The organism is Stenotrophomonas sp. TWI1183, from assembly GCF_039673115.1.
GTDB classification, from domain to species: domain Bacteria; phylum Pseudomonadota; class Gammaproteobacteria; order Xanthomonadales; family Xanthomonadaceae; genus Stenotrophomonas; species Stenotrophomonas maltophilia_AA.
This window is the reverse complement of record NZ_JBDJKZ010000005.1, coordinates 188,144-209,004: the sequence shown is the minus strand read 5'-3', so window position 1 is coordinate 209,004 and position 20,861 is coordinate 188,144. Positions and strand designations below refer to the sequence as shown.

Here is a 20,861-nt window from a genome sequence, read left to right as displayed (position 1 = left end):
ATGGGCAGCGAAATGCAGGGCGGGACGCCTCTTTTTGAAGGAAAACCGGGTCCACTCCAGCGACTGATCCGTGATCAGCGCGTTCTTTTCCTGCTCGTGGGTGGCGCCAATACCGCATTCAGTACCGCGCTGTTCGCGTTGCTGAGCTGGAAGCTGGGCCCCTCGGTGCCCTCGGCGGTCAGCCTGTCCATCGCATGGCTGGTTTCGTTGGTCCTCGTGTTCAACGTTTACCGCCATCTGGTCTTCAGGGTGACGGGACACGCACTCAGGGACTTCGCCCGCTTCACCGGCGTCAACCTGCTCTCTTTCCTGCTCAACGCGGGGGCGCTGACGCTGCTGGTGGAGGTTGCTGGTTTCCCCGCGATCCCGACGCAGATCGCGATCACGTTCGCGGTGGTTGTCTTCAACTACTTCGGCCACAAGTACTTTTCGTTTCGAAGGAAAAAAGAGTGATGAGCACGCCTCTTCCGGCCTCGCCACGCGTTTCCGTTGTCATACCTGCCTACAACAATGCGCGTGACATCGAGGCTACGCTGCACTCGGTGCTCCGGCAGGACTACGACGATTTCGAGGTCGTCATCGCCGACCATTCCTCCACCGACGGTACCGCTGACGTCATTGCCCGGTTCTCGCAGGATCCGCGTGTCCGGATCCTGACCCCGACGCCGGTAGGCGGTGGTGCCAAAGCGAACTGGACGCGGGTGTCAGAGAATGCGCGTGGCGAGTTTCTCAAGCTTCTCTGTGGCGACGATCTGATCACACCCGATGCCCTGCGGCTGCAGGTGGCAGCGTTCGATGCCCATCCGCAGGCCGTGCTGGTGGCGTGTCGGCGCAATCTTGTGGATGCCGCAGGCAAGCAGCTCATGGCGGCCCGTGGCCTGGCCGGACTGCGCGGCTATGTGCCCGGTCCGCAGGCGGTGCGCGCTTCGATCCTGTCGGGCACCAACATTTTTGGTGAGCCCGGCTGCGTGATGATGCGCCGTGATGTGTTCGAACAGGTCGGTGGGTGGGATGAGCGTTTCCCGTACCTGATCGATCAGGCCAGTTACAGCCGGGTGATGATGCAGGGCGGGATGGTTGCGATCGACGCCGTACAGGCGAGCTTCCGCATCAGCGCCACGCAGTGGAGTGTGCGCCTGGTCCAGCAGCAGTCCAGCCAGGCGATCGCGTTCCACGAAGATTTCTTCGCCGCGCATCCGGGCCTGCTCTCGGCAGCCGAGTTGCGCCGTGGCAACCGCCGTGCGAAATGGATGGCCTACGCCCGGCGCCTGGCGTACATGTGGCTGCGACGCCGGATGTAAACCTGTCAACCGTCCGTGGGCGCGTCGGCCTTCAAATTGACGGTGGCGCCGACCACATACTGCGGGCGGTTGTTGACGTTGAGCAGGATCCGACCGACGTATTCACCAATGGCGCCGAGGGCCAGCAGCTGAAGGCCCCCCATGAACAGGATCGCCACGATCAATGAGGGCCAGCCCACCGCCATGTCCGGCACGGCGAATTTCCGGATGATCACGCCGAGCGCGAACAGGAAGGCGAAGGCCGAGGCGATCAGTCCCGCCAGCGACACCAGGCGAAGCGGAACGATCGAGAAGCTGGTGGCCATCTGCAGCCACAGCGAAATGGACTTGCGCAGGCTGTAGCCGGACTGACCATCCTGGCGGTCATGATGACGCGCGGTGATCATCGTGTAGTTCGAGGTACTCTGCAGCAGCAGGCCATCAACGTAGACGAAGGGCCCCTGGTAAGTCAGCGCGGCTTCGCAGATTTCCCGCCGCATTCCGCGGAAGGGGGAGAGGTAAAGGTCGCGGGGCTTGTTCAACAGGATGCTGGCGACCATGTCGTTGAACGCACTGCCGGCACGCTTCCACAGCGCATGTCGGCGCGACTCGAACTGCACGTAGCACAGGTCCGCGCCGTTGCGCAGGGTCTCGATGATGCGTGGAATATCATCCGGATCATGCTGGAGGTCATCGTCCATCGTGATCACGAATTCACCCTTGGCGTGCGCGAACCCTGCCATCACTGCGTTGTGCTGGCCGGCGTTGCGGCGAAGGTTCACGCCCTTCAGCCATGGGCGCGTACGTGCCAGCTCCTGGATCACCTGCCAGGCATCGTCCGGGCCATGGTCATGCACCAGCACCACCTCGAAACCACCCGCGCGCGTTGTTGCCGACAGCGCTGCCTGGAGCCGGTCCGCCAGGGCGGGCAGGATGCGGGCGCTGCCATAGACAGGTATGACGACGGAGATTTCAGGATTCATGGGGCTGGCCGTAGTACTTGTGGATCACGCGGAGAGGGTAGTCTGGACCAAAATCCAGCCCGATGTCGCGCGCCGTGCGCTCGGCCAGCGCGGTATCAATCAGCATCTCCTCGCCCCTGTCCACCGCGATGATCTGCGCGCGGCGTCCAAGCACGGATTCGAACAGGCCGACGATCTCCGTCATCGGCAGCGACCAGGGGGAAGCGATCGAGGCAACCTTGGGCACCGGCCCGGTGCCGGAGAGCAGCTGCGCGGCGATGCGGACGACGTCGTCGATATCGATCAGATTGCGGCAGGCGCGCGTCCAGACGGTCAACGGATCGCCGGCCAGGATGCGGTCACGCAGGAAGTTGGTGAGCGTATTCGGATTGCGGGTATGTCCGACCACCTGCGGAAGCCGCAGCACGGTACCCGCCGGGTGCGCGGCGACCAGTGCCTCCATTGCCCGCTTGTGCTGGAAGTAGGGCGAGTCCTGCAGCGGGTTGACCACATTGCAGCTGCCGAAATAGACCAGCCGGTCGATGTCGCCGGCCAGGTACTGCTCCAGCATCACGCGCTCGCGCGCGAATGCGGCCGGGTCTGTTTCGCTGGAGTTGGACACCCCGGAGGCGAAAATGACGGTCCTGGCGTCGTCTGCGAACAGGGGCGTGAACGCTCGGGCCACCAGTCCCGAACCGACGATCATCGCAGGTCCCCGGTCTGTGGGCAGTGGCGGAAAGGTACGGGCATATCGAATCACGTCCATGCTGGGCGGCCGGTGGCAGCGCTGCGACCACCCGGGGGGCTTACCTTACGCGGCCTGGACGGCTCGCGGAAAGAGGCAGGGCGTGACAGCCGAGGCCACCACGCCCTGCGGGGCGGGCTCAGCCCAGCGCCGCTTCCAGCTCCGGCAGCAGGGTGAACAGATCCCCCACCAGCCCGATATCGGCGATCTCGAAGATCGGGGAGTCCGGATCCTTGTTGATTGCGACGATGGTCCCGGCGTCCTTGATCCCGGTCAGGTGCTGGATCGCGCCGCTGATGCCCACGGCCACGTACAGCTCCGGCGAGATGATCTTGCCGGTCTGGCCGACCTGCAGGTCACTCGGCACATAGCCGGCGTCCACGGCGGCGCGCGAGGCACCGACGGCGGCGCCGAGCTTGTCGGCAAGCTGGAAGATCACCTTGAAGTTCTCCTCCGAGCCCACGCCACGGCCGCCGGAGACGACACGCTTGGCGCTCTGCAGGTCCGGGCGGTCGGTGGCACCGGCCGCCAGGCCGACGAAGCGGGTGTGGGTCGGCAGGGCCGCATCGACGCTGGCCGCTTCCACGCTGGCGCTGCCGCCCCTGGCCGCTTCCGGCCAGGACGCCGCACGCACGGTGGCGACCACGATCTGGTCGGCCGGCACCTCGACGGTGATGATGGCGTTGCCCGCGTAGATCGGGCGCTTGAAGCTGTGGCTGCCTTCCACGGTCATCAGGTCGGAGACCTGGTTGACACCGAGCAGGGCGGCCACGCACGGCATCAGGTCCTTGCCGAAGGTGGTCGAGGGGCCGAACACGTGGGTGTAACCGGTGGCCAGCTGCGCGATCTGCGGGGCCAGCACCTGGGCCAGCGCCTGCGCGTTGGCGGCGTGGGTCACGGTCAGCACCCTGGCCACGCCGGCCAGCTGCGCGGCATCGGCGGCCACGGCGGCCGGATCGGCGGCCAGCACCAGCACGTCGATGCTGGCGCCGCTGATCGCGGCGGCCGCACTGACGGTCTTGGCGGTGGCGGCGTTGAGCTTGCCGTCGTGGTGTTCAGCGACAACGAGGATCTTGGTCATTACAGCAACCCCTTCTGCTTGAGTGCGGCGACCAGTTCGGCCGCGTCCTTGACCATCACGCCCTTGCTGCGCTTGACCGGCGCGGCGTACTGGGTGGTCTTGAAGGTATCGGCGGCGTCCACGCCGAGGTCGGCCAGCTGCAGGGTCTCCAGCGGCTTGGCCTTGGCCTTCATGATGTCCGGCAGCTTGATGAAGCGCGGCTCGTTCAGGCGCAGGTCGGTGGTGACCACGGCCGGCAGATCCACTTCCAGCGTTTCCAGGCCGGCGTCGACTTCACGGGTGACCGTGGCCTTGCCGTCGGCAATCTCCAGCTTGCTGGCGAAGGTCGCCTGCGGGCGGCCCCACAGCGTGGCCAGCATCTGGCCGGTCTGGTTGGCATCGTCGTCGATGGCCTGCTTGCCGAGGATGACCAGGTCCGGCTGTTCCTTCTCGATCAGCTTGAGCAGGGTGCGCGCGGCGGTCAGCGGCTGGATGGCCTGGTCGGTCACCACATGGATCGCGCGGTTGGCGCCCATGGCCAGGCCGTTGCGCAGGTGCGCCTGGGCATCGGCCGGTGCGATCGTGGCGACCACGACCTCGGTGGCGATGCCCTTGTCGCGCAGGCGCAGCGCTTCTTCGAGGGCGATTTCATCGAATGGGTTGGGGGACAGTTTGACGCCGTCGGTGACCACGCCGGAGCCGTCCGGCTTGACCTGAATGCGGACGTTGTAGTCCACCACGCGCTTGTACGCGACGAGGATTTTCATCTGGTGCTCGATCCTTCAATAACGGGGGGAACGTCCGGTTCTGTACACAGCAACCGGTTCTCGGGTGGGACAGCGATTCTAACTGGCGCAGGGGCACCATGCGAATGCGTATGGTTGTGCTGCAGTGCCGCATGAAACTGAGGTAAAACCCCCGCCGTTCACGCTGGGCGGGCAGTCGTGAAGACGGCCGCCATGTATCCTGTTGCGCTGAGTCGGGGCGCCACCAGGCCCCCTGCACGCACATCGAACAGGAGAACGGGTAGTGCCCACATGGCTTGTCACCGGCGGAGCCGGATTCATTGGCGGTAACTTTGTCCTCGAAGCGGTCGCCAAAGGCGTGCGCGTCATCAATCTCGATGCGCTGACCTACGCGGGCAACCTCACGACGCTGGCCTCACTGGACGGCAATCCGGACCACGTGTTCGTCGAAGGTGACATCGGCGACCCGGCGCTCGTCGCCCGCCTGTTGGCCGAACACCAGCCGGATGCCGTGCTGAACTTCGCCGCGGAAAGCCACGTGGACCGCTCCATCGACGGCCCCGGCGCGTTCATCCAGACCAACGTGGTCGGCACCCTGGCGCTGCTCGAGGCCGTGCGCGATTACTGGAAGGCACTGCCGGCCGACAAGGGCCAGGCGTTCCGCTTCCTGCACGTCTCCACCGATGAGGTCTATGGCACCCTCGGCGAGACCGGCAAGTTCAGCGAGACCACCCCGTATGCGCCCAACTCGCCGTACTCGGCGTCCAAGGCCGCTTCGGACCATCTGGTGCGCGCGTTCCACCACACCTACGGGTTGCCGGTGCTGACCACCAACTGCTCCAACAACTACGGCCCGTATCACTTCCCCGAGAAGCTGATCCCGCTGGTGATCGCCAAGGCCCTGGCCGGCGAACCGCTGCCGGTCTATGGCGACGGCAAGCAGGTGCGCGACTGGCTGTTCGTGAGCGACCACTGCGAAGCGATCCGCACCGTGCTGGCCAAGGGCCAGGTCGGCGAGACGTACAACGTGGGCGGCAATTCGGAGAAGCAGAACATCGAGGTGGTGCAGGCGATCTGCGCCCTGCTCGATGCCCGTCGCCCGCGTGAGGATGGCCAGCCGCGCGCCAGCCAGATCACCTACGTGACCGATCGCCCGGGCCATGACCGTCGCTACGCGATCGATGCCTCCAAGCTCAAGGACCAGCTGGGCTGGGAGCCGAAGTACACCTTCGAACAGGGCATCGGCTTCACCGTGGACTGGTACCTGGACAACCAGGACTGGGTCAACGGCGTGCTCGACGGCAGCTACCGCCTGCAGCGCATCGGCACCACCGCCTGAGCGCGGTGATCACCAGACAGAGGACAACCGCATGACTCAACGCAAGGGCATCATCCTCGCAGGTGGCTCGGGTACCCGCCTGTATCCGATCACCAAGGGCGTCAGCAAGCAGCTGCTGCCCGTGTACGACAAGCCGATGATCTATTACCCGCTCAGCGTGTTGATGCTGGCCGGCATCCGCGACGTGCTGATCATCAACACGCCGCACGAGCAGGCGCTGTTCCAGAGCCTGCTGGGCGACGGCTCGCAGTGGGGCATGAACATCGAGTACGCGGTGCAGCCGAGTCCGGACGGGCTGGCGCAGGCCTACCTGATCGGCAAGGATTTCATCGGCGGCAAGCCGAGCTGCCTGGTGCTGGGCGACAACATCTTCCACGGCCACGGCCTGCGCGAAGTGCTGCGCAACGCCGACCAGCGCGACACCGGCGCGACCGTCTTCGGCTACTGGGTCAATGATCCGGAGCGCTACGGCGTGGCCGAGTTCGACAAGGCCGGCAAGGTCATCGACCTGGTCGAGAAGCCCGAGAAGCCGCGTTCGAACTATGCCGTCACGGGCCTGTACTTCTACGATGGCAACGCCAGCGATTACGCCGCGGAGCTGAAGCCGTCGCCGCGCGGCGAGCTGGAGATCACCGATCTCAACCAGCGTTACCTGCGCGAGGGCAACCTGCATCTGGAAGCGCTGGGCCGTGGCTATGCGTGGCTGGATACGGGCACGCACCAGTCGCTGCTGGAAGCCTCCAACTTCATCGAGACCATCCAGACCCGCCAGGGCCTGCAGGTCTGCTGCCCCGAAGAGATCGCCTTCGGCCAGGGCTGGATCAACGCCGAGCAGCTGGAGGCGTTGGCGGCGCCGTTGATCAAGAACGGCTACGGCCAGTATCTGCACACGCTGGCTGTGCGAGGAGTGGTGCCGTGAAAATTGTCGAGACCAAGCTGCCCGGTTGCGTCGTGATCGAGCCGGCCGTGTTCGGTGACGAGCGCGGGTTCTTCTTTGAGACCTGGAACGCCGAGCGTTTCGGTCAGCATGGCCTGCCCACGAAGTTCGTTCAGAGCAACGTCTCCAGTTCGGCCAAGGGCGTGCTGCGCGGCCTGCATTACCAGTGGCCGCGGCCGCAGGGCAAGCTGGTCAGCGTGCTCGAGGGCGAGGTCTACGACGTGGCGGTGGATATCCGTCGTGGCTCGCCGACCTTCGGCCAGTGGGCTGCCGTGGTGCTGAGCGCCGAGAACAAGAAGCAGTTCTGGATTCCGGAAGGGTTCGCGCATGGTTTTGCCGTGCTGTCCGAACGGGCGATTTTCAGCTACCTCTGCACCGAGGTGTACCTGAAGGACTTCGATGCCGGCATCCGCTGGAACGACGCCGACATCGCCGTCGACTGGCCGATCAGCGCCCCGACGCTCTCGGGCAAGGATGACGCCGCGCCGTTCCTGAAGGACATCGCCGAGGACCGCCTGCCGGTCTATCAGCCGTGACGATCCTGCTGCTGGGTGCCAACGGCCAGCTCGGTCAGGAGCTGCAACGCGCGCTGGCCCCGCTGGGCGCGATCGTGGCGACCACGCGCAGCGGCGTGCTGCCCGATGGCAGCGCGTGCGAGGTGGCCGACTTCGATCAGCCCGGCTCGCTGACCGCACTGCTGGACCGCCTCCGTCCGAGCGTGGTGGTCAACGCAGCGGCCTATACCGCCGTGGACCGCGCCGAGGAAGACCGCGATGCCGCCTTCCGTGCGAACGCCGAGGCACCGGGTGTGCTGGCGCGCTGGTGCGCACAGGCCGGCGTCCCGCTGGTGCATTACTCCACCGATTACGTCTTCGATGGGCAGGGCACGCGCCCGTATCGCGAGGACGACGCGACGGCACCGCTCGGCGTGTATGGCGCCAGCAAGCTGGCCGGTGAGGACGCCATCCGTGCGGCCGGTGGGCGCCACCTGATCTTCCGTACGGCATGGGTATATGCCCCGCACAGCGCCAACTTCCTGCGCACCATGCTGCGGGTGGGCGCCGATCGTGATGTGCTGCGCGTGGTCGCCGACCAGGTGGGCACGCCTACGCCGGCAGCGTTGATCGCCGACGTGACCGCACAGGCGCTGCAGCACGATGGCGCTCTGTCGGGGACCTGGCATCTGACGGCTACCGGCGAGACAAGCTGGCACGGCTTTGCCGAGGCCATCTTCACCGAGGCCGTCGCTGCCGGCGTGCTGCCCCGCGCGCCGACCGTCGAGGCGATCACCACCGCCGAGTACCCGACGCCGGCCAGGCGTCCTGCGTATTCGCACCTGGATGTGGCGAAGCTGGAGCAGGATTTCGGCGTGACCCTGCCACGCTGGCAGGACGGGCTGAAGCAGGTCATCGCGGAATGCTGACCGAGGCGTAGAGCCACGCCATGCGTGGCTGACGCGGTGCAGGATCACAGGCAGGTCAGCCACGCATGGCGTGGCTCTACCGGCAACAAAAAACCCGGCCTTGGCCGGGTTTTTTCATGGTTCATCCGCGCGCTCAGGTACGTCCGTACGTATCCTCGAACCGCACGATATCGTCCTCGCCCAGATAGCTGCCGGACTGCACTTCGATCAGCTCCAGCGGCAGCTTGCCCGGATTCTTCAACCGATGGGTCACGCCCAGCGGGATGTAGGTGCTCTGATTCTCGGTGAGCAGCAGCACTTCTTCGCCGCGGGTCACTTCAGCGGTACCGCTGACCACGATCCAGTGCTCTGCGCGGTGGTGGTGCATCTGCAGGCTCAGCGTCGCGCCCGGCTTGACCGTGATGCGCTTGACCTGGAAGCGGGCGCCGTTGTCGATCGAGTCGTAGGCGCCCCACGGCCGGTACACCTTGCGGTGCCACGTCGCTTCGGGACGACCCTCGGCCTTGATCCGCGCGACGACCTGCTTGATCTCCTGCATGCGGTCGCTCTTGCCGACCATGACCGCGTCATCGGTTTCGACCACGATCACATCGTCCAGGCCGACCAGTGCGATCAGGCGCTGGCCGTAGGCGAAGGTGTTGCGGCAGTCGATCGCGATTACGTCGCCGTGGTGCGCGTTGCCGTCCCCATCCTGTTCGGACACATCACGCAGCGCCGTCCACGAGCCCACGTCGTTCCAGCCGGCATCCAGCGGCACGACCACGGCGTCGGCGGTTTTTTCCATCACCGCGTAATCGATCGAGTCCGATGGCACGGCGGCGAAGGCGTCCTTGTCCAGGCGGGTGAAATCACTGTCGCGGCGCGCCTGCTGCCAGGCAGTGCGGCTGCCGGCCAGCATGGCGGGATTGAACCTCTCCAGCTCGGCCAGGAAGCGCGACGCCTTGAACAGGAACATGCCGCTGTTCCAGAAGTACTCGCCCGACTGCACGTAGGCGCTCGCGGTGTCTGCATCCGGCTTCTCGACGAAACGATCGACGGCACGGACGTCACCGCCGGAGGCTGCCTTGATATAGCCGTAACCCGTTTCCGGGCCGGTCGGCACGATACCGAACGTCACCAGCTTGCCCGACTCCGCGGCCGGCACCGCCCGCAGCACCGCAGCGCGGAAGGCATCTTCATCGGCGATCACATGGTCCGAGGGCAGCACCAGCAGCAGGGCGTCATCGCCATCGCGGGTCGCTTCCAGCGCGGCCACCGCGATCGCCGGGGCGGTGTTGCGGCCGATCGGCTCCAGCAGGATCGCCTGCGGCTCCACACCGAGCTGCTGCAGCTGCTCGGCGGCGACGAAGCGGTGCTCCTCGTTGGCGACGATCAGCGGCGCGCGGCCGGCGATCGGTGCCACGCGCTGCCAGGTGGCCTGCAGCATGGTCTGCTCACCGGCCAGGGCCAGGAACTGCTTGGGATAGGACTCGCGCGACAGCGGCCACAGGCGGGTGCCGGAGCCACCGGACAGGATGACGGGAAGAAGGTTCTGCATGGTGGGGGCCTCGCCTCAGGCGTCCTTGAGCAACTGGGAAATTTCGTCGGTGCGCGCGCGCAGCAGCGCCGCGTCACCCCGGGTTTCAACATTCAGGCGCAGCAGCGGCTCGGTGTTGGAGCTGCGCAGGTTGAAGCGCCAGTCGCCGAAATCAGCACTGATGCCATCGGTGTGGTCCAGCGCGGGCGCCTGCGCGGCGTAGTGCTCCATTACGCGGGCGACGGAACGCTTGGCATCGGCGACCTTGAAGTTGATCTCGCCACTGCACGGGAACTTCTGCATGCGGGCTTCGACCAGATCGGCCAGCGAGCGGCCGGATTCGGACACCAGCGCAGCGATCAGCAGCCACGGGATCATCCCGGAATCGGCGTAGGCGAACTCGCGGAAATAATGGTGCGCACTCATCTCGCCGCCGTAGACGGCATTTTCCGAGCGCATCTTTTCCTTGATGAAGGCGTGGCCGCTCTTGCACAGCACCGGCAGGCCACCGGCGTCCTCGACCATTTCCACCGTGTTCCAGGTCAGGCGCGGGTCGTGCACGATCTTGCCGCCCGGCTGGCGGGCCAGGATCGCCTGGGCGAGCAGGCCGACCAGGTAATAGCCCTCGATGAAGCGGCCGTTGTGGTCGAAGAAGAAGCAGCGGTCGAAATCGCCATCCCAGGCGATGCCGAAGTCCGCGCCATGCTCGCGCACGGCCTGCGCGGTGAGCTCGCGGTTTTCGGGCAACAGCGGATTGGGGATGCCGTTGGGGAAGCTGCCATCGGGCTCATGGCAGATGCGGATGAACTCCAGCGGCAGGTGCGGGGCGAGCAGATCCACGATCGTGCCGGCGCCGCCGTTGCCGGCATTGACCACCAGTTTCAGCGGCTTCAGCGCCTTCGGTTCGATGTAGCTCAGCAGATGCGCGATGTAGGCGCTCTTGTCCGGATGCGACTGCAGGCCGGCGGTCGGCGCGGCGGCGGGTGCCTGGTCGGCTTCGACCGCATCGGAGATCGCGAACAGGCCGGTATCGGAGCTGATCGGACGCGCCTGCTCCTTGACCAGCTTCATGCCGTTGTAATCCATCGGATTATGGCTGGCGGTGACCATCACGCCACCGGCGGCCTTCAGGTGATCCACCTGGAAATAGACTTCCTCGGTCCCGCACAGGCCGATATCGAGCACTTCACGGCCGGCGCCGCGCAGGCCGGCGGCCAGGGCGTCCTGGAGGGCACCGCTGGTCAGGCGGACATCGTGGCCGACCACCACCGTGCCGGGCGACAGCTGCGCGGCGAGTGCCACGCCGATACGGCGGGCCAGATCTTCGTTCAGTTCATCCGGAACCCGGCCGCGGATGTCGTACGCCTTGAATGCGGGGAGCGTCATCTATTCAGTCCTTCTGACAGTCAGCGCAGTAGTCTAGCCGCTGCCGTGTATGGGAATCGTTTTCAGCCGGATCCCGGCCTGAACCGTCTGCCTTAAACCGGGGAAACCCCCGTGCAATGGCTACAATGCCCGCTTCCATCAACGAGGTGAGGGCGTAGATGAGCAAGTCCCCAGACAACGCCGGGCGACGTGGCAAGCAGTACGCCAGTGCGGCCGAGGCGCTGCAAGGTGCCATCGCCGATGGCCAGACCCTGGCGGTTGGCGGGTTCGGCCTGTGCGGTATTCCCGAGGCCCTGATCGCCGCGCTGCGCGATACCGGTGCCAAGGATCTGACCGTGATTTCCAACAATGCCGGCGTGGATGGCTTCGGTCTAGGCCAGCTGCTGGCGACCCGGCAGATCCGGAAAATGATCTCGTCCTACGTGGGCGAGAACAAGGAATTCGAACGCCAGTACCTGGCCGGCGAGCTGGAGCTGGAATTCAACCCGCAGGGCACCCTGGCCGAGCGCCTGCGTGCCGGTGGTGCGGGCATTCCAGCCTTCTTCACCGCGACCGGCTACGGTACGGTGGTGGCCGACGGCAAGGAAACCCGCGAATTCGATGGCAAGCACTACGTGATGGAGACCGCGCTGCGCGCCGACGTAGCGCTGGTCAAGGCGTGGAAGGCCGACGAGGCCGGCAACCTGGTGTTCCGCAAGACCGCGCGCAACTTCAACCCGGCCTGCGCGATGGCCGGCAAACTGTCCATCGTGGAAGTGGAAGAGGTGGTGCCGGTGGGCAGTATCGATCCGGACCAGGTCCACCTGCCGGGCATCTACGTGCACCGCATCGTGCACAACCCGCATCCCGAGAAGCGTATCGAACAGCGTACCGTGCGCCAGGAGGCGAACTGAGATGGCCTGGACCCGCGATGAAATGGCACAGCGCGCCGCGCGCGAACTGACCGACGGCGCCTACGTGAACCTGGGCATCGGCCTGCCGACCCTGGTCGCCAACCACATTCCCGACGGCGTGGATGTGTGGCTGCAGTCCGAGAATGGCCTGCTCGGCATCGGCCCGTTCCCGACCGAGGCCGAAGTGGATGCCGACCTGATCAATGCCGGCAAGCAGACGGTGACCGCACGCGCGGGCGCCAGCTACTTCGGCAGTCACGACAGCTTCGCGATGATCCGCGGCGGCCACATCAACCTGGCCATCCTCGGCGCGATGCAGGTCACCGACAAGGGCGATCTCGCGAACTGGATGGTGCCGGGCAAGATGGTCAAGGGCATGGGCGGGGCGATGGACCTGGTCGCCGGCGTGCAGCGCGTGGTGGTGCTGATGGAGCACACCGCCAAGAGCGGTGAGCACAAGATCCTGCCCGAGTGCACGCTGCCGCTGACCGGGGTGGGCGTGGTCGATCGGATCATCACCGAGCTGGCCGTGTTCGATGTCACCGACAAGGGGCTGGTGCTGGTCGAGGCGGCCCCGGGCGTGGGCATCGATGAGCTGAAGGAAAAAACCGGCGTGGCCTTCGGCCAGGCCTGATCGCTGGTGCCACCGTGGTGTCCGTCGGACGGGCACCACGCGGGCTGCCGAGGATTCCATGGACCTGCACCTGCGCGACGCTGAAGTACGTTGGCACCGCCACTGGCTGCCCCGCGACGCTGCGGACAGCCTCCAGCGCACGCTCCGCGACGACGTCCCGTGGGAGGTGCACAGGATCCGGATGTTCGGCCGCCAGGTCGACTCCCCGCGCCTGAGCTGCTGGATGGGCGACCCGGCCGCGCGCTACCGCTATTCCGGTACCGAGTTCGTGCCGCAGCCCTGGCATCCGGCGCTGCTGCCGCTGCGCGATCAGTTGACCGCTTTCTGCGGCCATGCGTTCAACAGCGTGCTGCTCAACCGCTACCGCGATGGCGATGACGGCATGGGCTGGCACAGCGACAACGAACCCGAGCTGGGACCGGCGCCGGTGATCGCGTCAGTGAGCCTGGGCGCGCCGCGGCGGTTCCTGCTGCGCCGTCGGGACGACCATGCGAAGAAGGCCGAGGTGCTGCTCGACCACGGCGATCTGCTGGTGATGGGCGGGCAGACCCAGCGCCATTATCAGCATTCCCTGCCGAAGAGCGCGCGGCTGCTGGCCGAGCGCCTGAATCTCACGTTCCGCTGGATTACCGCACCCGGGCAGGGATGACCGCGCTGCGGGCGTGATCCTGCTCGCCGGTCACCAGCGTCCAGCCCACCACGTTCGTGGTCAGCGTCTGCAGCCCCTGTTCCAGCGCGGCGGTCACCTGGGCGACGTCGGTGCTGCCGACCGGGTTTTCCTGGCGGAACGTACGATCGGCGACGACGCGCTGGTCGATCACGTGGATCAGCTTCGCGTTGACTTCGATCAGCGCGGTCGGCGTGGCCTGGCCACGGTAATCGGCTTCGAAGCGGCGCACGTCCATGGCCAGCTTGTAGTCGGCGCGGATGCCGGTGGTGACCCGGGCCACGCCGTTGATGCGGCCGGAATCCTCGAAGCCGCGCACCAGCGCGTCGTCGAGCATGTCGGTGGCCGGCTGGGCCCAGCTGACGCCCTTGTAGACCTCCAGTTCAGAGGGGGTCGGGCGCACGTTGATACGCGGGCTGTCGACCACGCGCGCGGCGCTGGGCTTGACCAGCACCAGCTGCCACTCGACGGTCGGCCAGCCCGGATCAGCCTGGATGCGGACCACGGGCGAATAGATCGTCACCGCGCTGCGTTCATTGCTGCCCAGCAGCGAGCAGCCGCCAAGCGCGGCGATCAGGGCGATCGGCAGCAGGGGCCGGAAGAAGGTCGGGCGGCTCATTTGGGTTCGAACTCCTTGGGTGCGTCGCGGCCGAGCAGGTAACGTGCCGGGTTGTTGTCCAGGCGGTCACTGACCCGGCGCAGGTCGCGGATCAGGCCGCGCAGTTCGGTCAGGGTCGGGCCGAGCTGGGCCAGGCCATCGTTGGCGAAGCTGTTGATCGCGGCGCGGTTCTCGCCAAGGATCGAGTCGGCATTGCCGGCGGCCGAATCCAGCTTGCTCAGCGTGGTCTCCAGCTTGTCCAGGATCGGCGGCAGCTGCTGCACGAGGTTCTTGTCCAGGCGCTGGATGGTGCCGTTGGTGCTCTTGAGGGTGACATCCAGGCTGCGCGCGGCGTCGCGCGCGCTGAGCAGCAGCGCCTGGGTGCCCTGGTCACGGTCGGCGAGGCCGCCGCTGATCGTTTCCAGGTTGGCCAGGGTCGCATTGATGCTGGCCACGTTGCGGTCGCTGAGCACCTGGTCCATGCGCTCGACGATGCGGTTGGCCACGTCGGTGATGTTCTGCAGCGCCGACGGCGTGGTCGGGATGATCGGGGCCGGGTCCTTGTTGACCGCGGTCAGCGCGGCGGACTGCGGCGTGCCGCCACTGAGCTGGATGATCGACGGGCCGGTCAGGCTGGTGATCGCCAGCTTGGCGCGGGTGTCGGTCTTGACCGGCGTATTGGAGTTCAGCCGGATCCGCGCGACCACCTGGCGCGGATCATCCGGGACTAGGTTCAACTCGGTGATCGAGCCGACCGCGATGCCGTTGTACTGCACCGGGCTGCCGACCGACAGGCCGGTGACGGCCTCGCGGAACACCACGCGGTATTCCGTCCAGGTGCGGTCGGAGGAGTACTTGGCGGCCCACAGCCCGAAGGCCAGCAGCGCCAGGCCCACTATCAGGGTGAAGGCGCCGATCAGGACGTAATTGGCTTTGGTTTCCATGGCTTACTCGCTCTCGTGCTTTGCATCGCGCGCAGCACGCGCGCGCGGTCCGTGGAAGTACTCCTGGATCCACGGGTGGTCCAGTTGTTCGATCTCGTGCAGCGGGGCGTTGGCGATGACCTTCTTGTCGGCCAGCACCGCCACCCGGTCACAGATCGCATACAGGGTGTCCAGATCGTGTGTGATCAGGAAGACAGTGAGGCCCAGCGCTTCCTGCAGGGTCTTGATGAGGCGGTCGAACGCGGCCGCGCCGATCGGGTCCAGCCCGGCCGTGGGCTCGTCCAGGAACAGCAGGGGCGGGTCCAGCGCCAGCGCCCGGGCCAGGCCGGCGCGTTTGCGCATGCCGCCGGACAGCTGCGAGGGCAGCTTGTTGATCGCATCGGCGGGCAGGCCGGCCAGCTTCACCTTGAGCAGGGCCAGCTCGTAATGCCAGCGCTCGGGCAGTTCGCCGTGATGTTCCTTCAGCGGCACCTGCACGTTCTCGCCCACGGTCAGCGAGGAGAACAGCGCGCCATCCTGGAACAGGACGCCCGTGTTGCGTTCGATATGCAGCCGGTTGGCCGGATCACTGGAGCGGGCGTCGACGCCGAGCACCTCGATCTGGCCATCGTCCGGCGTGCGCAGGCCGAGGATGCTGCGCATCAGCACCGACTTGCCGGTGCCCGAGCCGCCCACCACGCCGAGGATCTCGCCGCGGCGCACGTCCAGGTCCAGACCGTCGTGCACGACCTGCGTGCCGAAACGGTTGGTCAGTCCGCGCACGCGGATCAGCAGCTCGCCGTCGTCGGTGGCGGCGTCGCGGTCAGGGGCCGGGGCGGTATCGGTGTTCATCGGTTACCAGCCCATCTTCATGAACCACAGCGCGGCGAACGCGTCGAGGATGATCACCAGCGAAATGGCCTGCACCACGCTGGAGGTCGTGCGCTCGCCGACCGACTGCGCGGTACCTTCGACCTTGAGGCCTTCCAGGCAGCCGATCAGGCCGATCACCAGCGCGAACACCGGCGCCTTGGACAGACCGACCAGCATGTTGCGCACTTCCATGGTGTCGTGCATCCGCGCGATGTACATCTGCGGCGGGATATCCAGATCGAACGCGCCCACGGTGATGCCACCGGCCAGGCCGGCGACCATCGCGATGAAGGTCAGCAGCGGCAGGGTGATCAGCAGGGCGATCAAGCGTGGCAACACCAGCAGGTCGACCGGATCCAGACCCAGTGTCTTCATCGCGTCGATTTCTTCGCGGGCCTTCATCGCACCGATCTGCGCGGTGAACGCACTGGCGGTACGGCCGGCGAGCACGATCGCGGTCAGCAGCACCGCGAACTCACGCAGGAAGGCGATGCTGACCAGTTCGACCACGTAGATCTCCGCGCCGAAGTCGCGCAGGATCGTCGAGCCGAGGAACGCGATCACCGCACCCACCAGATACGACAGCAGCGCCACCAGCGGTACCGCATCCAGGCCGACCTGCTCCATCTGCGCGACCGTGGCGGTCAGGCGGAAGCGGCGCGGCTCCTTGATCAGGCGCGCGCCCTTGACCAGGTTCTCGCCAAGGAAACTGGCCAGCGCCACGATGTTGTGGCCCATGCCGTGCACGCTGACACCGAGCCGCTCCAATGCGGCCAGCACGCCGAAGTCGCGCTTGGCCTTGGGCCGGTCATCGGCGACTTCCTCGATGGTCGAGACCAGCGCGCGATGCTCCTCGCGGAACGTCACGGCGTCTTCGCCCAGGTCGGCGCGGTGCGCGACACGCAGCAGCTGCAGTACGCCGGCCGAGTCGAGCAGGGTGATCCCGCTGGCATCCAGACCGGTCACTTTTTCCGGAAGGCCGCGCAGCACTTCGGCCGCGTCCAGCGCGGTGCGCAATGTCCAATGGCCAGACAACCGGATCAGGCCGGGTTCCTGGGCATCCTGCTCGAGATGGGGGGCTTGGTCTGAGGTCATGTAGGCGTCCTGCGCGCAGCATAACCTGTCCGGGTGCATGGCTCGCGTATGCGCCGACCGGGCTGAACGCGTCGGTCGGCAAGGCCGGGGCCTGCACGCCGCGGCACGATGACACCGGGATTCTTCAGGCCGGGGCGTGTTCGGGTAATACTACGGCGCATGTCTGCCGACGCCCCCACCATCGTTGCACCACCCGCCACCTACGCACAGCGCGTGGCGTTCGTTTCGGAAATGGCCGGGCGCCTGCACAGCTATGGCACCACCGCGCAGCGGCTGGAAGCGGCGGTGGTCGCGCTGGCGCAACGCCTGGACCTGGATTGCGAGCCGTGGTCGAACCCGACCGGGCTGATCCTGAGTTTCAGTGACCCGACCAAGGCGATCGGTTCCTCCGATATCACCCGCGTGATCCGGCTGGCACCGGGCGAGAATGATCTGCACAAACTCAGCATCGCCGACCAGATCACCGACGCGGTCGCCAACGGCACCATGAGCATCGCGCAGGGCCATACCGCGCTGCGCCAGCTGGACAAGGATCCAGGCCGCTGGGGCAAGATCCGCACCATTCTTTCCTACAGCCTGGGCGCGGCGGGCGTGGCCGGCCTGTGGAAACTGCCGTGGCTGGATATCGCCACCGCCGGGGTGATCGGCCTGCTGATCGGCGTCATGGGCATGTACACCGACCGCCGCCCGGCCACGCGCGAAGCCAATGAGGCCTTGGCGGCGCTGCTGGCCGGCTCGGTGGCGACGCTGGTGGCCTCGTTCATCGGGGCGCTCAATCTCAATACGGTGATCATCGCTTCGCTGGTGGTGCTGCTGCCCGGGATGTCGCTGACCAATGCGGTCAACGAGCTGGCCAGCCAGCACTGGGTCTCGGGCACGGCGCGGTTTGCCGGTGCGGTGACCACGATCCTGAAACTGACGGTGGGCGCGGTGATCGCGGTGACGCTGTCGGGCATCGTCGGGCTGGAACCGCTGGTCCGGGCCTCGCGGCCGCAGGCCGACTGGGTCGAATGGGGCGCGCTGCTGCTGGCCGCGTTCGCCTTCGCGATGTTGTTCAAGGCCAACCGTCGCGATTTCCCGTGGGTGATGGCCGCCGCGGTCGCCGGCTATGCAATCTCCAAATTCGCGGGCCAGGCCTGGGGCATACCGGCCGGCATTTTCATGTCGGCGATGCTGCTGACCGCGGCCGGCAATCTGTTCGGTCGTCTGGCGCAGCGCCCCGGCGCGATCATCCGGCTGCCCGGCATCATCATGCTGGTGCCCGGCAGCACCAGCCTGCGCGGCGTGCTGACCCTGGTCCAGCAGCAGGACATGAGTGCCGGCCAGACCGTGCTGATGACAGTGCTCAACGTGGTGATGGCGCTGGTGGCCGGCCTGCTGTTCGGCAATCTGCTGATTCCGGCGCGCAAGAATCTCTGACCGTCCCGGTCGGCGCACGCCCGGACGGCGGAGACGAAAACGCCGGCGCGAGGCCGGCGTTCCCATCTGCAGCAGTGACTGACCGGCTTACTTCTTGATCAGGAACTCTTCGACCTTCTTGCCCTTGGCGGTATGCGCGGCCAGCCAACGCGGCTGCTTGCCGCGGCCGGTCCAGGTTTCCTTCGGGTTGGCCGGGTTGCGGTACTTCGGGGCAACCTTGCCGAGCTTGCGCACGGCCTTGGCCGGGGCCTTGGTGGCCTTGCCCGCGGCGCGGCCACGTGCGGCCGGTGCGGCGCCGCCGAACAGTTCTTCCACCGAATAGCCCTGGGCCTTGGCCAGCTTGGTCAGCTGTGCGCGGACCTTGCTGATCGCCGGACGCTTGGCGACGATGGTCTGCTGCTTCTTGGCGTTCTTGATCAGCGCGCCCAGCTCTTTGGCGGACAGGCCGCTCAGGTCAATGCTCATCTACTACTCCGCAATATATTAAGGACAGGGTGAGCCGGTCCTTGGCATCGGAAACAGCATACATTCTCTTTTGCGAAATACACAAACAAACCGGAGATATTGAAACCGGGTCCTCCATTGAAAAAGGCCGGGTTACTCACCCGGCCTTTTGTCATTACTTCGTCAATTTCGCCAGCAGTGCGTCCTTGTCGAGGACCTCCGCTTCGGCCGCGCTGCGCGCGCGGTACTCGAAGGTGCCGGCGGCGACGCCGCGTTCGGAGACCACGATCCGGTGCGGCACGCCGATCAGTTCCATGTCGGCGAACATCGCGCCCGGGCGCAGGCCACGGTCATCCAGCGCCACGTCCAGGCCGGCGGCCTGCAGCTGCGCCAGCAGTTCGGCGGCGGTGGCCGACACGGTCTCGTCCTGCTTGGGGTTGATCATGCAGACCACGACCTGCCACGGCGCCATCGCGTCCGGCCAGATAATGCCGGCGTCGTCATGATTCTGCTCGATCGCCGCCGCGACGATGCGCGAAATGCCGATGCCGTAGCAGCCCATCGCCAATACCGCGGCCTTGCCGTTTTCGTCGAGCACGGTTGCATTCAACGCCTGCGCATACTGGCGGCCGAGCTGGAACACGTGGCCGACTTCGATGCCGCGCGCGATCTTCAATTCACCGCCATCGGCGGCGCGATCGCCGGCCTTGGCGTTGCGGATGTCCGCCACTTCCGGTTCGGACAGGTCACGGCCCCAGTTGACGCCGGCGATATGGAAACCGGCTTCATTGGCACCGACGACGAAATCGGCCAGTGCGGCGACCTCGCGGTCGGCCACGATGCGGATCGGCTGGGCCGGGTTGAGCGGGCCGAGGAAGCCGGGCTGGCTGCCCAGGTGCGTGGCGATTTCCGCCTCGCTGGCCATGCGGTAGCCCTGCAGGCCTTCGACCTTGCCCAGTTTGATTTCATTGACGTCGTGATCGCCGCGCACCAGCGCCAGCACGAAACCGGCCTCGCTCATGATCGCGATCGATTTGACCGTGCGTTCCAGGCCCAGCCCGAGCAGGGCGGCCACGGCCTCGCAGGTCTTCTGCGTGGGCGTCTCGACCTTGCGCAGCGTTTCGCTGGCGGCCGGACGCTCGCCGGGCGTGGCGGCGATGGCCGCTTCCATGTTGGCCGCATACTCCGAGCCGGTGGAAAACACCAGCGCGTCTTCGCCCGACTCGGCGATCACGTGGAATTCCTGCGAGGCATCGCCACCGATCGCGCCGGAGTCGGCCTGCACCATGCGGAAGTCCAGGCCCAGGCGGGTGAAGATGCGGCTGTAGGCCGCCTTCATGTTTTCGTATTCGCGCACCAGGCACTCATCGTGCAGGTGGAAGGAATACGCATCCTTCATCAGGAATTCGCGCGAGCGCATCACGCCGAAGCGCGGGCGGATCTCATCGCGGAACTTGGTCTGGATCTGGAAGAAATTGACCGGCAGCTGCTTGTAGCTGGACAGCTCCTGGCGCGCGAAATCGGCGGCGGCCTCTTCGGCGGTCGGGCTGTAGCAGAACACCTGCTCCTTGCGATCCTTGATCTTCAGCAGCTGCGGCCCGAACTTTTCCCAGCGGCCGGTGGCTTCCCAGAGTTCCTTCGGCTGGATGGTCGGAATCTGGAATTCCACCGCACCGGCACGCTCCATTTCCTCACGCACGATACGCTCGACCTTGCGCAGCACGCGCAGGCCCAGCGGCGACCAGGTGTACAGCCCCGAGGCCAGCTTGCGGATCATGCCCGCGCGCAGCATCAAGCGGTGGCTGGTCAGCTCCGCGTCGCTGGGGGTTTCCTTGGTGGTGTGCAGGTGGAACTGGGAGAGGCGCATCGTCGGCTTCGCTGAACGGCAGAAGCCGATATTCTGCCAGTCCGGCCGCCACGA

General features: G+C 66.3%; 21 protein-coding genes and 1 pseudogene. 10 read left to right on the top strand and 12 right to left on the bottom strand.

Features of this window, described 5'->3' with window-relative positions:
• Nucleotides 1-453, top strand: a complete 453-nt coding sequence (locus ABE434_RS07350) for a GtrA family protein (RefSeq protein ID WP_319206740.1) — start codon at nucleotides 1-3, stop codon at nucleotides 451-453.
• Entirely contained in the window at nucleotides 453-1,301 is an 849-nt protein-coding gene (locus ABE434_RS07345) for a glycosyltransferase family A protein (protein WP_319206743.1), read from the top strand. Before ABE434_RS07350 ends, ABE434_RS07345 begins: the two co-directional genes overlap by 1 nt.
• 5 nt (nucleotides 1,302-1,306) lie before the next feature.
• Here ABE434_RS07345 and ABE434_RS07340 read toward each other — a convergent pair whose 3' ends face one another.
• The 4 genes from ABE434_RS07340 to ABE434_RS07325 all read right to left on the bottom strand — a co-directional run bounded on the left by ABE434_RS07340 (nucleotide 1,307) and on the right by ABE434_RS07325 (nucleotide 4,814).
• A complete protein-coding gene (locus ABE434_RS07340; RefSeq protein ID WP_346478361.1) occupies nucleotides 1,307-2,263 on the bottom strand; it encodes a glycosyltransferase in 957 nt (318 codons plus the stop codon).
• Complete coding sequence (locus tag ABE434_RS07335) at nucleotides 2,253-2,948, bottom strand: NAD-dependent epimerase/dehydratase family protein (protein WP_319206747.1); 696 nt, start codon at nucleotides 2,946-2,948, stop codon at nucleotides 2,253-2,255. Before ABE434_RS07335 ends, ABE434_RS07340 begins: the two co-directional genes overlap by 11 nt.
• Nucleotides 2,949-3,126: 178 nt before the next feature.
• Nucleotides 3,127-4,068 carry an electron transfer flavoprotein subunit alpha/FixB family protein gene (locus ABE434_RS07330; RefSeq protein WP_346478360.1) on the bottom strand — a complete coding sequence of 314 codons (942 nt, stop codon included), beginning with the start codon at nucleotides 4,066-4,068 and terminating at the stop codon, nucleotides 3,127-3,129.
• Nucleotides 4,068-4,814 (bottom strand): electron transfer flavoprotein subunit beta/FixA family protein, encoded by a 747-nt coding sequence (locus ABE434_RS07325; protein ID WP_176990683.1) that lies wholly within the window; start codon nucleotides 4,812-4,814, stop codon nucleotides 4,068-4,070. The genes ABE434_RS07330 and ABE434_RS07325 overlap by 1 nt, the downstream gene beginning before the upstream one ends.
• A 262-nt stretch (nucleotides 4,815-5,076) precedes the next feature.
• Here ABE434_RS07325 and rfbB point away from each other — a divergent pair, with 262 nt between their 5' ends.
• Genes rfbB through rfbD form a run of 4 tightly spaced genes read left to right on the top strand, consistent with a single transcriptional unit; the run spans nucleotide 5,077 to nucleotide 8,492 of the window.
• Entirely contained in the window at nucleotides 5,077-6,132 is a 1,056-nt protein-coding gene (gene rfbB, locus ABE434_RS07320) for a dTDP-glucose 4,6-dehydratase (protein WP_346478359.1), read from the top strand.
• A 31-nt stretch (nucleotides 6,133-6,163) separates the two neighbouring features.
• Entirely contained in the window at nucleotides 6,164-7,051 is an 888-nt protein-coding gene (gene rfbA / locus ABE434_RS07315; protein WP_346478358.1) for a glucose-1-phosphate thymidylyltransferase RfbA, read from the top strand.
• Nucleotides 7,048-7,605, top strand: a complete 558-nt coding sequence (rfbC, locus tag ABE434_RS07310; protein WP_346478357.1) for a dTDP-4-dehydrorhamnose 3,5-epimerase — start codon at nucleotides 7,048-7,050, stop codon at nucleotides 7,603-7,605. The genes rfbA and rfbC overlap by 4 nt, the downstream gene beginning before the upstream one ends.
• Complete coding sequence (rfbD, locus tag ABE434_RS07305) at nucleotides 7,602-8,492, top strand: dTDP-4-dehydrorhamnose reductase (RefSeq protein ID WP_346478356.1); 891 nt, start codon at nucleotides 7,602-7,604, stop codon at nucleotides 8,490-8,492. Before rfbC ends, rfbD begins: the two co-directional genes overlap by 4 nt.
• Nucleotides 8,493-8,625: 133 nt before the next feature.
• Here rfbD and ABE434_RS07300 read toward each other — a convergent pair whose 3' ends face one another.
• Both ABE434_RS07300 and ABE434_RS07295 read right to left on the bottom strand, forming a co-directional pair.
• Nucleotides 8,626-10,029: a mannose-1-phosphate guanylyltransferase/mannose-6-phosphate isomerase gene (locus tag ABE434_RS07300; protein WP_346478355.1), complete on the bottom strand. Its 1,404-nt coding sequence runs from the start codon at nucleotides 10,027-10,029 to the stop codon at nucleotides 8,626-8,628.
• A gap of 15 nt (nucleotides 10,030-10,044) precedes the next feature.
• Nucleotides 10,045-11,394, bottom strand: a complete 1,350-nt coding sequence (locus ABE434_RS07295) for a phosphomannomutase (protein WP_176991040.1) — start codon at nucleotides 11,392-11,394, stop codon at nucleotides 10,045-10,047.
• A gap of 158 nt (nucleotides 11,395-11,552) precedes the next feature.
• On the opposite strand from ABE434_RS07295, the gene ABE434_RS07290 reads away from it, so the two are divergent.
• From ABE434_RS07290 to ABE434_RS07280, 3 genes are read left to right on the top strand one after another with little or no spacing between them, the layout of a single operon-like run.
• Complete coding sequence (locus ABE434_RS07290) at nucleotides 11,553-12,287, top strand: CoA transferase subunit A (protein ID WP_346478354.1); 735 nt, start codon at nucleotides 11,553-11,555, stop codon at nucleotides 12,285-12,287.
• 1 nt (nucleotide 12,288) lies between these two features.
• On the top strand, nucleotides 12,289-12,921 hold the full coding sequence (locus tag ABE434_RS07285) for a CoA transferase subunit B (RefSeq protein ID WP_152152450.1): 633 nt from the start codon (nucleotides 12,289-12,291) through the stop codon (nucleotides 12,919-12,921).
• Nucleotides 12,922-12,979: 58 nt separating this feature from the next.
• Nucleotides 12,980-13,570, top strand: coding sequence for an alpha-ketoglutarate-dependent dioxygenase AlkB (locus ABE434_RS07280; RefSeq protein WP_346478353.1), 591 nt, complete (start codon nucleotides 12,980-12,982; stop codon nucleotides 13,568-13,570).
• Here the strand turns inward: ABE434_RS07280 and ABE434_RS07275 are convergent.
• Genes ABE434_RS07275 through ABE434_RS07260 form a run of 4 tightly spaced genes read right to left on the bottom strand, consistent with a single transcriptional unit; the run spans nucleotide 13,548 to nucleotide 17,077 of the window.
• A complete protein-coding gene (locus tag ABE434_RS07275; protein WP_346478352.1) occupies nucleotides 13,548-14,207 on the bottom strand; it encodes an ABC-type transport auxiliary lipoprotein family protein in 660 nt (219 codons plus the stop codon). The genes ABE434_RS07280 and ABE434_RS07275 overlap by 23 nt on opposite strands.
• The gene (locus tag ABE434_RS07270; protein WP_176991044.1) at nucleotides 14,204-15,130 is read right to left on the bottom strand and encodes an MlaD family protein; all 927 of its coding nucleotides are present in this window, start codon (nucleotides 15,128-15,130) and stop codon (nucleotides 14,204-14,206) included. The genes ABE434_RS07275 and ABE434_RS07270 overlap by 4 nt, the downstream gene beginning before the upstream one ends.
• A gap of 3 nt (nucleotides 15,131-15,133) precedes the next feature.
• A complete protein-coding gene (locus ABE434_RS07265) occupies nucleotides 15,134-15,961 on the bottom strand; it encodes an ABC transporter ATP-binding protein (RefSeq protein WP_176991045.1) in 828 nt (275 codons plus the stop codon).
• Between the two features lie 3 nt (nucleotides 15,962-15,964).
• A complete protein-coding gene (locus tag ABE434_RS07260) occupies nucleotides 15,965-17,077 on the bottom strand; it encodes an ABC transporter permease (protein WP_346478351.1) in 1,113 nt (370 codons plus the stop codon).
• A 159-nt stretch (nucleotides 17,078-17,236) separates the two neighbouring features.
• On the opposite strand from ABE434_RS07260, the gene ABE434_RS07255 reads away from it, so the two are divergent.
• On the top strand, nucleotides 17,237-18,496 hold the full coding sequence (locus ABE434_RS07255; protein ID WP_088432072.1) for a threonine/serine exporter family protein: 1,260 nt from the start codon (nucleotides 17,237-17,239) through the stop codon (nucleotides 18,494-18,496).
• A 90-nt stretch (nucleotides 18,497-18,586) separates the two neighbouring features.
• On the opposite strand, the pseudogene ABE434_RS07250 reads toward ABE434_RS07255, so the two are convergent.
• A pseudogene (locus tag ABE434_RS07250) lies at nucleotides 18,587-18,961 on the bottom strand (H-NS histone family protein); the annotation flags it as partial.
• A gap of 154 nt (nucleotides 18,962-19,115) precedes the next feature.
• Entirely contained in the window at nucleotides 19,116-20,807 is a 1,692-nt protein-coding gene (locus tag ABE434_RS07245) for a proline--tRNA ligase (RefSeq protein ID WP_346478350.1), read from the bottom strand.
• Between the last annotated feature and the right edge of the window lie 54 nt (nucleotides 20,808-20,861).